Genomic DNA, 14,264 nt, shown 5'->3' with positions numbered 1-14,264 from the left:
CCAGCGGCAATTCATTACGCCCGGCGCAGGCGCGGTGTCGGGCATCCACCACTTCGACCGCTTCCACTCGGGCGGACACGAGGTCAGATGTGGGATTATGTGGCTTTTTCTTTATTTCTATTGCAATCCCACAAGAACGGGCGTATTATCACAAAAACGCATTCGGGTGCGTTAACCAATCACAGGAGATTACGGAATGTACGCAGAAGAGCGGCAGCAGCACATCGAGGGAAAACTCGCTGTCGCCGGTCGCGTTGCCGTAATCGACCTCGCTCGCACGTTTGACGTGTCAAGTGAAACCGTTCGCCGAGACCTTGATCAACTCGAGGCCAGGGGGGTGCTGCGCCGTGTTCATGGCGGCGCAGTCTCGGCGGCTCGGGTCAGCCGCATCGAAGAGAGTGTCGCACAGCGCACCGACCGTAACTCCGATGCCAAAGAGCGAATCGCCCAGGCCGCGCTAGCCCTCATCCCCTCCAACTTCTCCGGCGCGATCAGCATCGACGGCGGAACCACCACGAGCCGGCTTGCCCAGCACTTAGTCAATTGGGTTCCCTCGACATCCGAGAGCACTCTGACCGTCATCACCCACTCCATCTCCATCGCCGCGATCGTGAGCGAAAATCCCCACATCGATGTTCAGGTCATTGGCGGTCGCCTTCGCGGAATCACCGGTGTCGCTGTCGGAGCGACGACCCTCGACCAATTGGCCAGCATCCGCCCCGATATTTCATTCCTGGGAGCAAACGGAGTGCACGCCGACTTCGGATTCAGCACGCCAGACCCCGATGAAGCTGCGGTCAAAAGCGCTCTCACGCGGGGATCACGACGCGCCATCGCCCTCGTCGATGCGTCGAAGCTCGGCATCGAAGCTCTCATGAGTTTCGCCTCACTCTCTGACGTCGACACCATCATCACCGATCACTCCCCAGATGATGAGCTCACACTCGCCCTCGAGCACGCCGATGTAGAAACGGTGATCGCATGATTGTCACTGTCACCGCAAATCCCAGTCTCGACCGCACTATCGAGCTCGATTCCGCTCTCGACCGTGGCGAAGTTCAGCGCTCACTCTCGAGCAGCGAACAGCCAGGCGGCAAAGGCGTCAACGTCTCTCGGGCGCTGATCGCGTCCGGCCTGGACACCGTTGCCGTTCTTCCTGGCGATGCCTCAGATCCGATGCTCGTCGCTTTGCGCGCTGAACACACTCCTACCGTTGGCTTGCCCATTGCCGGCCGCGTGCGTTCCAACATTTCGCTCACCGAGCCCGATGGAACGACCACCAAAATCAATGAACCTGGCCCGCAGCTCACCGCAGCCGACGACGCGGCGCTCATTGAGCTCGTTGTGTCCCATGCGCGTCGCGCCGAATGGGTTGTTTTGGCAGGGTCCCTCCCTCCCGGATTGAGCGACGACTTCTACGTTCGGGTCGTTGAAGCGATTCGCGCGGCAACCGATGGGCCGCTCCCCCGCATCGCCGTTGACTCCTCTGGCGCCCCCATGCACGCGCTCGTTCAGTCCGGCGTCGTGGTTGATCTCATCAAGCCCAACGCGGAAGAACTCGCCGAACTCACCGGACTCCCCGACACCTTCGAGAACGATCCGGATGCCGCGGCCGCCGCCGCGCTCAGCCTCGTCTCGCAGGGATGCCGGGCAGTACTCGTCACTCTCGGATCTCGCGGAGCACTCCTCGTGACCGCAGATGAGACTTGGCGAGCAACAATGCCTCCCGTCGCCGCCAAAAGCACCGTTGGAGCAGGAGACGCTTCCCTCGCCGGCTACCTCTTAGCCGATCAGCGCGGCGCAACACCGGAAGGGCGACTGGCGCAAGCTGTCGCTCACGGAGCCGCTGCCGCATCCCTTCCCGGCAGCACCATGCCAACCCCCGACCAGACCCATCCCGACTCTGCTGACGTTCACGTGCTCAGCAGAGCGGGCGCCAAATAAACCTCAGCACCACCACTGCTGCATACAAGGAGAAAGCAATGACGCAACTCATCACCCCCGACCTCGTGTTGTTGGATGCCGATCTCGGCACCGACCGCGCCGGGGTAATCCGAGCGCTGACAAATCTTGTCGCCGAACAGGGTCGCGCTACCAACGCTGAGTCCCTTTTCGATGACGCGTGGGCTCGCGAACAGAAAACCGATACCGGCGTTCCTGGCGGCATTGCGATTCCTCACTGCCGCTCAGAGGCAGTCACCGATGCAACTCTCGTCATGGCGCGCCTCAAACCTGCCGTTGATTTTGGTGCCACGGATGCTCCCGCCGACCTCATCTTCCTGATTGCCGCCCCCGCCGGCGCCGACCAAGAACATCTCACTCTGCTCTCGGCTCTCGCCCGCTCACTCGTCAACCCCGAGTTCGTCGACAGCCTGCGCGCAGCAGGCACTCGTGAAGAGATTGTGGCGCTTGTCGAGCAGGCAACCGCACCAGAGAGCGAAGAAGCACCCGCTGCCGCTGCAGGCGCCGCGAAGCATGCTGCTCCGGACTCTGGATCAGCGGCACGACCCAGCCTCGTCGCTGTCACCGCCTGCCCAACCGGAATCGCCCACACCTACATGGCCGCTGATTCCCTCGTGGCTGCCGGTGAACGCGCCGGCATCGATGTTCACGTCGAGACTCAGGGTTCGTCAGGCGCAACGCCACTTGACCCCGCCATCATTGCTGCAGCATCCGCCGTCATCTTTGCTGTTGATGTGGATGTTCGCGACAAGGGCCGTTTCGCGGGCAAAGCGCTCGTGCAGTCGCCGGTAAAGCGCGGCATTGACGCTCCTGACGAGATGATCGCCGAAGCTATGGCTGCTGCCAACGATCCCAGCGCTCCTCGTGTTGCTGCCACTGGCGGAGCAAGCGAAAGCGCTGGCTCGACCAACAACGAGCACTTCGGCCAGACCGTCAAGCGCGCACTGCTGACGGGTGTGAGCTACATGATTCCGTTTGTTGCCGGTGGCGGTCTGCTGATCGCGCTCGGCTTCTTGCTCGGCGGCTACCTCATCACTGACACGGCAAGCGACATCATCACGCAGAACAGTCTGTGGAACCTACCTGATGGCGGAGTCGCCGCCTACCTCGGTGCTGCCGCCTTCAAGATCGGTGCTGCCTCGATGGGGTTCCTCGTTCCTGCCCTTGCCGGTTACATCGCCTATGCGATTGCTGACCGTCCCGGCATCGCCCCCGGTTTCACTGCCGGTGCTGTTGCTGGCCTCATGGGTGCGGGCTTCCTCGGCGGTATCGTTGGTGGACTCCTCGCCGGTGTTGCCGCTCACTGGCTCGCTCAGCGCAAGACGGCGGCCTGGTTCCGTGGTCTCATGCCCGTAGTTGTGATCCCGCTGTTGGCGTCGATCTTCGCTTCCGGCCTGATGGTGCTGATCCTCGGCGGCCCGATCGCATCGCTCACCGTTGCACTGAACGACTTCCTTAATGGCTTGAACGGTGCATCCGCTGTCGTTCTTGGCCTCATTCTGGGCGCCATGATGGGCTTCGACCTCGGTGGCCCTGTCAACAAGGTTGCTTACTCGTTTGCCGTTGCTGGCCTCGGTGCCGGTGCGCTCGACAATCAGGGACCGTGGATGATCATGGCCGCTGTCATGGCATCGGGAATGGTTGCTCCACTCGCGATGGCTCTCGCCTCCACCGTGCTCGCTCGTCGCCTGTTCTCGCCCGTCGAGAAGGAAAACGGCAAGGCCGCGTGGCTGCTCGGCGCTTCGTTTATCTCCGAAGGCGCCATTCCGTTCGCTGCTGCTGACCCGCTGCGCGTCATCCCCGCCAGCGCGATCGGTAGTGCTGTCACCGGCGGGCTCATCATGGCGTTCGGCGTCACATCGCAGGCACCCCACGGCGGAGTGTTCGTGTTCTTCGCGATCAACCCATTCCCGATGTTCCTGGTTGCGATTGTCGCGGGAATGGTCGTCACGGCACTGATCGTGGTCGCCCTCAAGCGCTTCGTACGCAAGAGCGAGACGGTCACCACTACCGCCGCGGCTCAAGTACCGGTCGCAGCCTAACCGCACAGATCGTCACAGCCTCCACCACTAGTGGGCGCCATCGCCCGAGTTGCACCCCCTCGCAGAGTTTCTGCGAAGGGGTTGCGGCTCGGGCGATCGTCGTTTCTGCGGCGCGATTACCGTGCGGCGTCAGAGCTCTGCCGAACGCATAATGGGCGGCGTTGCTACTTTTTCTTAGCCTGCAGCGCTGCTTCATACAGTTCGCGCTTGCTCAGTCCGGTCTGCTCAGCCACCTCGGTAGCCGCCTCTTTCAGACGGGCCCCGTCGGCAACAAGCGAGAGCACATACCTGACGGCTGTCGGCAGATCAGAGGTCGCGGGGGCAGCACCCTCGACGACGAGACAGATCTCGCCCCGAGCGCCATCCTTGAATTTCGCGGCAAGTTCAGCAGCCGTGCCTCTGACGACTTCTTCGTACATTTTGGTGAGCTCGCGGCAGACGACAGCGCGACGATCATCACCGAGGGCCGTGGCCAAATCGGCGAGCGCCGCCGGCAGACGATTGGGGCTTTCGAAGAACACCATCGTGCGTTCTTCGCGAGCGAGGCTGCGGAAGTAGGCGACGCGGCCCTTGCGAGGCAGGAAGCCTTCGAAACTGAAGCGGTCGGTCGGTAGGCCAGAGACGGCGAGGGCAGTGAGGACGGCGCTCGGTCCAGGCAGAGCGGTGACGGTTACTCCGGCGGCGGCGGCCGCGGCGACGAGAGGGAATCCGGGATCGCTAATGGCGGGCATCCCGGCATCGCTCAAGACGAGAACATCAGCTTCGCGAGCAAGTTCGACAATCTCAACGGCCTTTTCTGACTCGTTGTGTTCGTGGAGCGGGATGAGCCGTGGCCGGTTGTCGATACCGAGGGCGCGCATGAGATGGATTGTTGTTCGAGTGTCTTCGCTAGCAATCACCTCAGCGTTTGTCAGTGCCTCGATGAGGCGCTGGGAGGCGTCGCCAAGGTTGCCGATGGGTGTCGCCGCAAGAATGATCACGTGCCCATTCTCCCACCCACACTCCGCCACCGTTGTGCGCCCGCCGATCGTGCGTTGAGCGCCTCAGTGAGGTCGTAGTGTTGCACTATGTCGACTCCGCCGCCCTTGAGGGGAACACCACTCGGTGCTGTCATGCTCGTGGTCTTGGGGCTCATCTTTCAAGACGTCGGTGCGTCTGTTGCCGTGTTGCTATTTCCCGAGGTCGGGCCAGCAGGAATGGTCTCGCTCAGACTCGTGTTTTCGGCCGCCATTCTGCTCGCAATTGCCCGCCCCAATCTGCGCGCGATCTCGAAGCGCGCCTGGCTGATGGCGTTGATCTTTGGAATATCGCTCGGCGGAATGAACCTCCTGTTCTACGAAGCTCTTTCGCGGGTTGATCTGGGAGCAACGGTAACGATCGAGGTGCTTGGGCCTCTCGTGCTGTCTGTGATTGTGGCGCGGCGGGCGAGTGCGTGGCTGTGGGCGCTGCTCGCTTTTGCCGGGGTCGCCCTGCTGAGCCTCGGCAGCATCGGCGCTCTCGACCCGGTCGGTGTCGCCTTCGCGCTGGCCGCCGCAGTGTCGTGGGCCGGCTATATTTTGGCCTCGCGCAAGACTGGGCAGGTTTTCGCTGGACTGGATGGTCTGGCCATCGCTATGGCAATCGGCGCGATCATCAGCCTCCCTTTCGGCATCGCGCAAGCGGGCAGCACTCTGCTCGAGCCGTCAATTCTGGTGCGGGGGCTCGCGGTGGCTGTATGTTCCTCAGCAATCCCTTATGCGCTCGAACTCATTGCCTTGCGGCGCATCTCTGCTGCCGCTTTCTCGGTGCTGATGGCGTTGGCGCCCGCTATCGCGACGGGCGCGGGATTCTTCGTGCTCGGCCAGAGCATCACTCTCGTGCAGGGTGTCGGAATCGTGCTCGTTATTGCGGCCTCGATTGGGGCGGTGAGGGCAGCATCCCGTGTGCCGGGCGCTCCGGGAGCGGGGCCGAACGCACTACTGCCCGAAGAGACCCCGCTTTAAGGCGGAACCCCTCCGGGCAGTGTGGGTGAGGTACTCTGCGCTGACTTAGTGCGCGGTGCCTGTCGGCGTCGCGGTCGCGCCGGGTGCGTCATCCGTCTCGGGCGCGTGCATGGGGTGGCTGCGCTCAAGCGCGGCACCTTCAACATCGACGCTCGGGATGATGCGGTCAAGCCACTTCGGCAACCACCACGCGGATGCACCGAGCAGGTGCATGAGCGAGGGGATCAGCAACATGCGCACAACGAAAGCGTCGAAGAGCACGCCGATTGCGAGACCGAACCCAATGGGCCGCACCATCGCGAGGTGGGAGAACACGAAGCCACCGAAGACGGCAATCATGATGATCGCTGCAGCAGTCACCACTGCCCGCCCGCTGCGGAGTCCGCTCATGACGGCGGCCTTGGCAGGAACGCCATGAACGTACGCCTCTCGCATGCCTGACACGAGGAACAACTGGTAGTCCATCGCGAGGCCAAAGAGCACACCCATGATGATGATCGGCGCAAAGTTCAGCACGGGACCAGGGTCGGTGATGCCGAAGATCGCCCCCAACCATCCCCACTGGTAGACGGCGACGATGGCACCGAAGGCCGCCAAGAGCGACAGGACGTATCCCGCGGTGGCGATGATCGGAACAAGTATCGAGCGGAACACGAGAATCAGAATTAGCAGAGATAGCCCCACAACTACCGCAAGATACAGGGGCAATACCGATGCCAGCTTCTCTGAGATATCGATATTTCCGCTGGCGGTACCCGCGACACCGAGAGCGATGTCTCCATCGATCGGTGAGCTATCGCGCAGGTTGTGCACGAGCGCTTCAGTCGAGACGCTCGAAGGGCCATCTGTGGGGATCACTTGGAAAGCGAAAAAGTCGTTCTCGTCAGAAACACCCACGGGCGCCACTGCGACCACGTCATCGAACGCCATCAACTGATCAGCGAGGTCGGCCTGAGTTTTGAGAACATCATCTTCAGAAACCGCATCCTGCAGACTCGCGGTGACCAAGAGTGCACCGTTTTGACCGGCTCCAAACTCTTCAGCGACGAGCTTGTAGGAACGATATTGGGTCGAGTCTGCGGGCTCGGAGGAACCGTCTGGCAACCCCAAGCGCATCGACATCGCGGGAATCGCAATGATGAGAAGACCGATCACCGTCAGCACGAGAGTCGCTACCGCGCGACCGGTTCGCATCGGGCGCGGTGGCTTCTGCTGCTGATACTCGTGGCCAATCTTGGCGCGTGATCGACGCGACAACACTCGCTTGCCGAGAAGAGACAGCAGCGCTGGGGTGAGGCTCACCGCGATCAGAACTGAGATCAGCACGCAGACGGCGCCGACTGTTCCCATCACTCCCAGGAACGGGATTCCACTGACGTTCAGCGCCAGCAAAGCGACGAGCACTGTAGAGCCGGCAAACAACACGGCGTTGCCGGAGGTTCCGTTGGCGAGACCGATTGATTCGTGAAGATCCATACCGGCAGCGAGTTGCCTGCGGTGGCGTTGCACGATGAAGAGCGTGTAGTCAATTCCGACCGCGAGGCCAAGCATCACTCCAAGAATCGGGGTGACGGATGTCATCTGCACAACATCGGAGAAGGCCAACGCTCCGGCGACACCAATGCCGACACCGATGACCGACGACACGATGGGGAGCACGGCGGGCAGGAATGCGCGGAAAAGGATGAGCAAGACGAGCCCGGCCAAGATCACACCGATGATTTCACCGACGCCGAGAAGGCCATCGGTGGAGTTAGCGATCGCCGAAGAGTAGTCGACCTGAACACCCGGGATATCGGCATTCTCGAGCTGCGATGCGATCGTGCTCTTGAGGTCTCCCGACACATTGAAAAGGTCGACGTCGAAGGTGACGAGGCCCAAGGCCGTCGCCCCATCATCCGAGATGGTGGTGATGTTGGCCGCCGCCTCCATGAGGCGCTCGCCATATTCAAGCTTCTGCTCGTTCTCTTCGATGGTCGCAGCGTTGTCGTCGATCGTGGCTTGCTGCTCGTCGATCTGTGCCATGCCGGCATCGATTTTGGCCTGCTGAGCCTCAAACTCCGCTACCGATGCGTCGTAGACACCGGCTGCTTTTGCCTGTTCGATGGCAGCATCGAGTTGCGCTTGACCGGCTTGAAGTTCTTGCTTCGCCGCATCCAGTTGCGTCTGACCGTCAACGATCTGCTGCTTGCCTGCCACAATCTGATCGCGGCCGTCAGAGAGTTCCTGCGCCTGTTCGGTGCGCTGAGCATCCGTCTCGAAGGGATCAATAACGCCGCTGACGTGGTCGAGCGGGGTGAGGTCGTCGAGAGTTTCGGTGATCTTCTCGCGCTGCTCGGCGGTGAACTCGTCGCCACTTTCGGAGGCGAAAACGATTGTCGCGGATGCACCGCTCACGTCTCCGATTCGGTCGCTGAGCTCTGCGGAGACCCGGTCTGTCTCGGTGCCCGGAATCGACATCGATGAGGTGAGGGTGCCACCGAAGAGAGCGAAAGCGCCCACAGCCAAACCCAATACGGCGAGCCAGCTCACGATGACAAGCCAGAAGCGACGGGCCGAGAATCGGCCAAGGCGGTAAAGGAGTTCAGCCATGCTGAAAGAGACCTCTCGTTGGGGATATAAAACGAGCACGTCGTTGGGCCAGTGACCATGGTATTCGCAGAATTACCGTTTTTCCAACAGTTGTCGGAAAACTCACGGCTTCGCGCCCACCATCTGTCAGAATCAAGGGATGGATGCTCGAGTCGAACGAACCCGGCGAAGCCTGCAAGAGGCACTCTTCGCCCTCACTCAAGAGCGCCCTCTTGATGAAGTGACCGTCGGAGACATCGCCGAACGTGCTGGCGTAAACCGCAGCAGTTTCTACCAGCACTACCCCGATAAAGAGACATTGCTTGCCTTCGCTATCGAAGCAGCAGCGGATGAAGCGGGCGTGCAACTGGCCGACCTCGATCCCGAAAGCGACGAACCCCCGCCCGCCCTCACCAACTACCTCTCTCACATCGACTCGAACTCAGAGGTCTATTCGAGCGCACTCGGGCCGCGCGGCTCGGCGCTCGTTGCCTCACGAATGCGAACTCGACTGAAAATGATTGTGCGCGAGGGAATCCTGAGCCACAGCGCGGAGCACCGAGACGACCTCGCCTTGGAGATTGAAAGCGCAAGCATCACCGGCGCAACGTTCGGCATCATCGAAGCCTGGCTCGCGATGGATCCGCGCCCACCCGCAGAAACCGCCGTCGCGTGGATCTGGCAGTCATTCGGCACACCCAGCGGGCGCTGGACAACGCCGCCCGAATGATCTGCCCCGGAATACAGTCCCCACTCGGGCTGCCCCGGCAGCAGCACGGCACGACGCTCAGTAACATTGCGGGGTGAGCCAGAGAATCCCGCGCGACTTCGACGAACTGCTGTCGAGTGCCCCCGACAACTCTGCTGACAGCGATGGCACCCCGTCGTCGCCCCTCCCGAACTCACCGTCGAACACCGCCCGCTACCACGATGAAGGTTCCCGCCTTGATGACTGGTGGGCGGCGAGAAATCCCGTGCTCCAGCGCTGGCTCGGGTGGGCTGGGCCGGCGATAGTGCTGGTAATCGCGGCGTTCACTCGATTGGTGGGCCTCGGGCATCCGTCGTCGCTGGTTTTTGATGAGACCTTCTATGTGAAGGATTCGTGGACTCTTGTGAACCTCGGCTACGAGGCGCAGTGGCCTGCCGAAGCCGATGCCTTGTTCAATGGCGGCAAAGTCAACATCTTCTTGAACGACCCGTCGTTTGTCGTGCATCCGCCGCTCGGCAAATGGTTGATCGGGTTGGGCATGCTGCCGGGCGGAGGCGAAGACCCTTTCGGGTGGCGCATCGCAACCGCCATCGTGGGCATTCTTGCGGTCATTGTGCTCATGCTGATCGCCAAAAAACTGTTCGGTTCCACACTGCTCGCGACCCTCGCTGGACTGTTGATGGCGATCGACGGCAACGCGATTGTGATGAGCCGCGTCGCGCTACTCGACAACTCTGTGATGATCTTCGCGCTGCTCGGGGTGGGCGCAATGCTGCTCGATCGCGAGCACTCTGCAACCCGGCTGGCGCTGTGGATCAGCCGTCGCGGTGCACGTGGAGCAGCAACAGAATGGGGCCCCGCCCTGTGGTGGCGACCGTGGCTCATGCTTGCCGCCGTAGCCTTCGGTCTCGCTGCCGCCGTCAAGTGGAACGGCCTCTACTTCTTGGCCGCTTTCGCTGTCTACAGTCTGGTGGTGGATGCTCTGGCTCGCCGCCGCGCTGGCATCAGCTTCTGGGGTTCCGGCACCCTGTTCAAGCAAGCTCCCGTGAGCTTTCTGCTCACCGTGCCGGTCGCTCTGCTCGTGTATCTCTCATCGTGGACCGGCTGGTTCCTCAGCGACAATGGCTACGACCGTTCGTGGGCCGAAACCGACGGAAACGCGTGGACGGGCATTTTCAGCTGGGTGCCCCTCGACCTCCAAAGCCTCTGGCATTTTCAGTCGAGCGTGTACAGCTATCACGTCGGCGAGAGCCGACCCCACCCCTATCAAGCGAACCCGTTGACGTGGTTGCTGCTCATCCGCCCGACGAGCATGTTTTACGAAAGCATTGCGCGGGGCGAAGATGGGTGCCTTGCGGATGCCTGCGGTGCCTCAATCTCCGGAATCGCCAACCCCATCATCTGGTGGGCGGCAACCGCGGCCGTCTTCTACCTTGTGTACCGACTGGTTCGCTACCGCCAGTGGCAGACCGGCTTCATTCTGATGGGTGTCGCCGCGGGCTACCTGCCGTGGTTGCTCTATCTGAACCGCACCGTTTTTCAGTTCTACACAATCGTGTTCGAGCCGTACCTGATTTTGGCGCTCGTGGCCGCACTCGGGGTGATCCTCGGCAGACCCGATGACGACCGCTATCGACGCACAAGCGGCCTCGGTGTTGTTGCCGTGTTTGTGGTTGTCGCCATCGCGGTCAGTGTCTTCTTCTGGCCACTCTGGACCGGTCAGACGATCGACTATGACCTGCTGCGGCTGCGCTGGTGGTTGCCGACCTGGGTGTAGTCGAGCGCGGGTTCGGCCCTCCGAGGTCGAAGCCGAGTCGTTTCGTGGCGTTCTGTTACGCCGAAAGTCCGCTGACGGCATCCGGTTAGGTAGCCTGTGGCTATGGCTGATGAGGGTGGTTCCGACCGCAACTATGGTTTTCGCACGCGCGCAATTCACGCGGGAAATATCCCCGATGCGACAACGGGCTCTCGTGCTCTGCCGATCTACCAGACGAGTGCGTATGTCTTTGATGACACCGCGGATGCCGCCGCCCGCTTTGCTCTACAGAAGTACGGCAACATCTATTCCCGGCTTGCTAACCCGACGGTCGCGAGCTTCGAGGAACGGGTCGCGTCTCTGGAGGGCGGACTCGGCGCTGTTGCGACCGGCAGCGGGCTGAGCGCGCAGTTCATCACCTTCGCGTCGCTGGCGGGTGCCGGCGATCACATTGTCTCAAGTGCCAACCTTTATGGCGGCTCTATTACTCAGTTGGATGTCACACTGCGCCGTTTTGGCGTCGACACGACGTTCGTGCGCTCGGCCGACCCTGCCGACTATGCGGCGTCGATTACGGACAAGACGAAGCTGATCTTTGCGGAAACCATTGCGAATCCGTCCGGCGAGATTGCCGACATTGAGGGTTTGGCCGAGGTTGCTCATGCCCACAATCTGCCGCTGATTATCGACTCGACGGTGGCGACTCCGTATCTGAACCGGCCCATCGAGTGGGGTGCCGATATCGTGACGCATTCGGCGACGAAGTTTCTGGGAGGCGCTGGCACGACCCTCGGTGGTGTTGTCGTCGAGAGTGGACGTTTCGACTGGGCCACCGATCGCTTCCCGCTCTTCGATGAGACCGTGCCGAGCTATGGCGGCCTCAACTGGAGCGGAAACTTTGGCGAGTACGCCTTCCTCACTCGCTTGCGCGCTGAGCAGCTTCGCGACATCGGACCGGCCCTGTCACCGCACTCGGCGTGGTTGCTCGCGACTGGCGTTGAGACTCTTCCCTTCCGGATGCAAGCCCACGTCGACAACGCACGCATCGTCGCGGAGTGGCTCGAGGCCGACTCGCGTATCGAGAAGGTGTACTGGGCTGGACTTCCGGGGCATCCACACTTCGAACGGGCCCAGAAGTATTTGCCCAAGGGTGCCGGTTCGGTCTTCTCCTTTGAGGTGAAGGGTGGCCGCGCTGTCGGCCAGACGTTCATCGAGAGCGTCGAGCTGGCCAGCCATCTCGCCAACATTGGTGACGCGAAGACGCTCGTGATTCATCCCGCTTCGACAACGCACGCGCAGCTCACCGAGCAGCAGCTGGTCGATGCCGGCGTACTGCCCGGTGTGGTTCGCATCAGTGTGGGAATCGAAGACCCAGAAGACATCATCGCTGACCTCGACCAGGCGCTGACCGCAGCGACGAAGGGCTAAGGATGTCGACCGAAGAACTGCAGACCACCCAGCTCAGCAACGGGCTCACGTGCGACCTGCCCGCCAGTTCGCCTCTCGCCAAACTGCTCAAGTCGCAGCGAACCTGGGTGGGCCCGGATGCCAAAAAGCGTGCCGCCATTCTTCGCGCGGCTAAGTCGATCGCGATAGTCGGAGCCTCACCGAACCCCGCGCGGTCGAGCTACTTCGTGGGCACCTACCTGTTGCAGTCGACGGATTACCGCGTGTACTTTGTGAACCCTAACGCCGACACGATCCTCGGCGAGAAGGCGTATCCCGATCTGGCGTCGCTGCCCGAAGTGCCCGACATTGTGGATGTCTTTCGCAAAGCCAGCGACATCCCCAGCGTCATCGAAGATGCGCTCGCAATCGGCGCAAAGACTGTGTGGGTGCAACTGGGCATCTGGAACGAAGAAGCCGCTGTTTATGGTGAGTCGCAGGGGCTCACCGTGGTCATGGACCGTTGCCTCAAGGTCGAGCACGCGCGCTTCAATGGTGGACTCAATCTGATGGGCTTCGACACCGGGGTTATCTCGTCGCGTCGCGCTGGGCGTTAGCGAGGGATCATTGCCCGGCCCACGCCAGTCGCTGCCGCAGCGCACCAGCAGTGCACTAACTTAGCGGTATGGCTGTGGCTCAGACTCGAAGCGCTCGCGCCGCACGACGCCGCAAACGTCGGGTTGATGCCGCCGACAACGATCTCACCGCCGAGCAGTGGGAAGAACTCAAGCGCGAATGGGGCGGCTGCGCCTATTGCACCGCCACCGACTCTGCACTCCAGAAAGACTGCGTGCAGCCGATCTCCCGCGGCGGCAGCTACACCGTCGGCAACGTCGTTCCCGCCTGCGGTTCGTGCAACGCCAGCAAAAGCAACAGCGAAGTGACGTCGTGGATGCGCCGCAAACGCCTCGACGAACGCGCCTTCCTCACGCAATACGTGCACGTGCGCACCGCATTGGGGCTCAGCTAGCGCCCGACGAAATGGTCCATGGTGTTGTTCACACCAAGCTGATTCATGAGTTTGTCGAACCAGCGGACCGGAAGCACCCGGGCTGGCGATAAAAGATTTACGAACCGGGGCATGATCAACTGGTGTCGGCCCTTCTCGATCGCTGTCAGCGTTTTCTGAACTACATATTCGGGAGTCAGGATAGGCAACAGCAGAGGGTATTTGGTTTGCACACCCTCAAACATTCCGGTGCTGACGAAGTACGGGCACACGACCAGCGAGTTAACTCCGGTGTTTGCTTTCGATAGTTCCACCCGAAGTGATTCGGCGAATCCGAGAGCCCCGAATTTACTCGCGGAATAGTCGGTTTGCTTAGCTACTCCGACAAGTCCGGCGGCACTGGAGATGGTGACGACGGTGCCGTGACGGTTGGCGATCATGTTCCCGAGGACCGCGCGAGTGACCCAGAACAGAGCAAGCGTGTTCACCCGAATCGTGCGCTCAATCGCGTCGTCGGACGCATCAAGAAGGTTCTTGCCTGTGACGACTCCAGCGTTGTTGATCACAACATCCACCGGGCCCGTTTTCTTCGCGGAGGCCTTGACCGCGGCCCGGTCAGACACATCGACGGTGAAGGCCTTGGCGTGATGACCCGCGCCAATGATCTCCTGACACACGCTCTCGGCCGCGGCCGCCGACAGATCCCACACCACGACCCTGGCTCCGCGTTCCGCAGCGCCGAGGGCCAGAAGTCGCCCGATGCCGCTTCCGCCGCCGGTGATCAAAACGGTTTCATTCTTCAGAGGATGAGTCACTCTTCTTCTCCTTCAGCACCACTGCGGACCCG

At 61.6% G+C, this 14,264-nt stretch carries 12 protein-coding genes; 9 read left to right on the top strand and 3 right to left on the bottom strand.

All coding sequences use genetic code 11. The features are described 5' to 3' along the window. Nucleotides 1–196 precede the first annotated feature (196 nt). Genes AC1ENN_RS03500 through AC1ENN_RS03490 form a run of 3 tightly spaced genes read left to right on the top strand, consistent with a single transcriptional unit; the run spans nt 197 to nt 4,004 of the window. Complete coding sequence (locus AC1ENN_RS03500; protein WP_480406691.1) at nt 197–985, top strand: DeoR/GlpR family DNA-binding transcription regulator; 789 nt, start codon at nt 197–199, stop codon at nt 983–985. Beyond that, nucleotides 982–1,944, top strand: a complete 963-nt coding sequence (locus AC1ENN_RS03495; RefSeq protein WP_480406690.1) for a 1-phosphofructokinase family hexose kinase — start codon at nt 982–984, stop codon at nt 1,942–1,944. Before AC1ENN_RS03500 ends, AC1ENN_RS03495 begins: the two co-directional genes overlap by 4 nt. 38 nt (nt 1,945–1,982) lie before the next feature. Continuing rightward, complete coding sequence (locus tag AC1ENN_RS03490) at nt 1,983–4,004, top strand: PTS fructose transporter subunit IIABC (RefSeq protein WP_480406689.1); 2,022 nt, start codon at nt 1,983–1,985, stop codon at nt 4,002–4,004. 164 nt (nt 4,005–4,168) lie between these two features. Here the strand turns inward: AC1ENN_RS03490 and rsmI are convergent, their stop codons facing one another. Continuing rightward, on the bottom strand, nt 4,169–4,984 hold the full coding sequence (rsmI, locus tag AC1ENN_RS03485) for a 16S rRNA (cytidine(1402)-2'-O)-methyltransferase (RefSeq protein ID WP_480391818.1): 816 nt from the start codon (nt 4,982–4,984) through the stop codon (nt 4,169–4,171). A 132-nt stretch (nt 4,985–5,116) separates the two neighbouring features. On the opposite strand from rsmI, the gene AC1ENN_RS03480 reads away from it, so the two are divergent. Continuing rightward, nucleotides 5,117–5,986, top strand: coding sequence for an EamA family transporter (locus AC1ENN_RS03480; RefSeq protein WP_480392154.1), 870 nt, complete (start codon nt 5,117–5,119; stop codon nt 5,984–5,986). A 45-nt stretch (nt 5,987–6,031) separates the two neighbouring features. On the opposite strand, the gene AC1ENN_RS03475 is transcribed toward AC1ENN_RS03480, so the two are convergent. After that, nucleotides 6,032–8,578, bottom strand: coding sequence for an MMPL family transporter (locus AC1ENN_RS03475; protein WP_480406688.1), 2,547 nt, complete (start codon nt 8,576–8,578; stop codon nt 6,032–6,034). Nucleotides 8,579–8,717: 139 nt separating this feature from the next. On the opposite strand from AC1ENN_RS03475, the gene AC1ENN_RS03470 reads away from it, so the two are divergent. The 5 genes from AC1ENN_RS03470 (at nt 8,718) to AC1ENN_RS03450 (ending at nt 13,438) form a co-directional block, all read left to right on the top strand. Then, entirely contained in the window at nt 8,718–9,287 is a 570-nt protein-coding gene (locus AC1ENN_RS03470) for a TetR/AcrR family transcriptional regulator (protein WP_480406687.1), read from the top strand. 73 nt (nt 9,288–9,360) lie between these two features. Further along, on the top strand, nt 9,361–11,043 hold the full coding sequence (locus AC1ENN_RS03465; RefSeq protein ID WP_480406686.1) for a dolichyl-phosphate-mannose--protein mannosyltransferase: 1,683 nt from the start codon (nt 9,361–9,363) through the stop codon (nt 11,041–11,043). Nucleotides 11,044–11,145: 102 nt separating this feature from the next. Then, nucleotides 11,146–12,450: an O-acetylhomoserine aminocarboxypropyltransferase/cysteine synthase family protein gene (locus AC1ENN_RS03460; protein WP_480406685.1), complete on the top strand. Its 1,305-nt coding sequence runs from the start codon at nt 11,146–11,148 to the stop codon at nt 12,448–12,450. A gap of 2 nt (nt 12,451–12,452) precedes the next feature. Continuing rightward, entirely contained in the window at nt 12,453–13,025 is a 573-nt protein-coding gene (locus AC1ENN_RS03455) for a CoA-binding protein (RefSeq protein ID WP_449648769.1), read from the top strand. A gap of 68 nt (nt 13,026–13,093) precedes the next feature. Then, nucleotides 13,094–13,438 carry an HNH endonuclease gene (locus AC1ENN_RS03450; RefSeq protein WP_449648770.1) on the top strand — a complete coding sequence of 115 codons (345 nt, stop codon included), beginning with the start codon at nt 13,094–13,096 and terminating at the stop codon, nt 13,436–13,438. Here the strand turns inward: AC1ENN_RS03450 and AC1ENN_RS03445 are convergent. Continuing rightward, nucleotides 13,435–14,232, bottom strand: a complete 798-nt coding sequence (locus AC1ENN_RS03445) for an SDR family oxidoreductase (protein ID WP_480406684.1) — start codon at nt 14,230–14,232, stop codon at nt 13,435–13,437. The two genes, AC1ENN_RS03450 and AC1ENN_RS03445, sit on opposite strands and share 4 nt — an antisense overlap. Between the last annotated feature and the right edge of the window lie 32 nt (nt 14,233–14,264).

This window comes from Rhodoglobus sp. G.S.23, assembly GCF_056675935.1.
The sequence above is the reverse complement of the archived record's forward strand: the minus strand, read 5'-3'. Positions and strand labels throughout refer to the sequence as shown.

Excerpts from the sequence above, each read along its gene's own strand:
- AC1ENN_RS03500 (WP_480406691.1), top strand. The coding sequence starts at position 197 with ATGTACGCAGAAGAGCGGCAGCAGCACATCGAGGGAAAACTCGCTGTC.
- AC1ENN_RS03495 (WP_480406690.1), top strand. The coding sequence starts at position 982 with ATGATTGTCACTGTCACCGCAAATCCCAGTCTCGACCGCACTATCGAG.
- AC1ENN_RS03490 (WP_480406689.1), top strand. The coding sequence starts at position 1,983 with ATGACGCAACTCATCACCCCCGACCTCGTGTTGTTGGATGCCGATCTC.
- AC1ENN_RS03480 (WP_480392154.1), top strand. The coding sequence starts at position 5,117 with ATGCTCGTGGTCTTGGGGCTCATCTTTCAAGACGTCGGTGCGTCTGTT.
- AC1ENN_RS03475 (WP_480406688.1), bottom strand. The coding sequence starts at position 8,578 with ATGGCTGAACTCCTTTACCGCCTTGGCCGATTCTCGGCCCGTCGCTTC.
- AC1ENN_RS03470 (WP_480406687.1), top strand. The coding sequence starts at position 8,718 with ATGGATGCTCGAGTCGAACGAACCCGGCGAAGCCTGCAAGAGGCACTC.
- AC1ENN_RS03460 (WP_480406685.1), top strand. The coding sequence starts at position 11,146 with ATGGCTGATGAGGGTGGTTCCGACCGCAACTATGGTTTTCGCACGCGC.
- AC1ENN_RS03455 (WP_449648769.1), top strand. The coding sequence starts at position 12,453 with ATGTCGACCGAAGAACTGCAGACCACCCAGCTCAGCAACGGGCTCACG.
- AC1ENN_RS03450 (WP_449648770.1), top strand. The coding sequence starts at position 13,094 with ATGGCTGTGGCTCAGACTCGAAGCGCTCGCGCCGCACGACGCCGCAAA.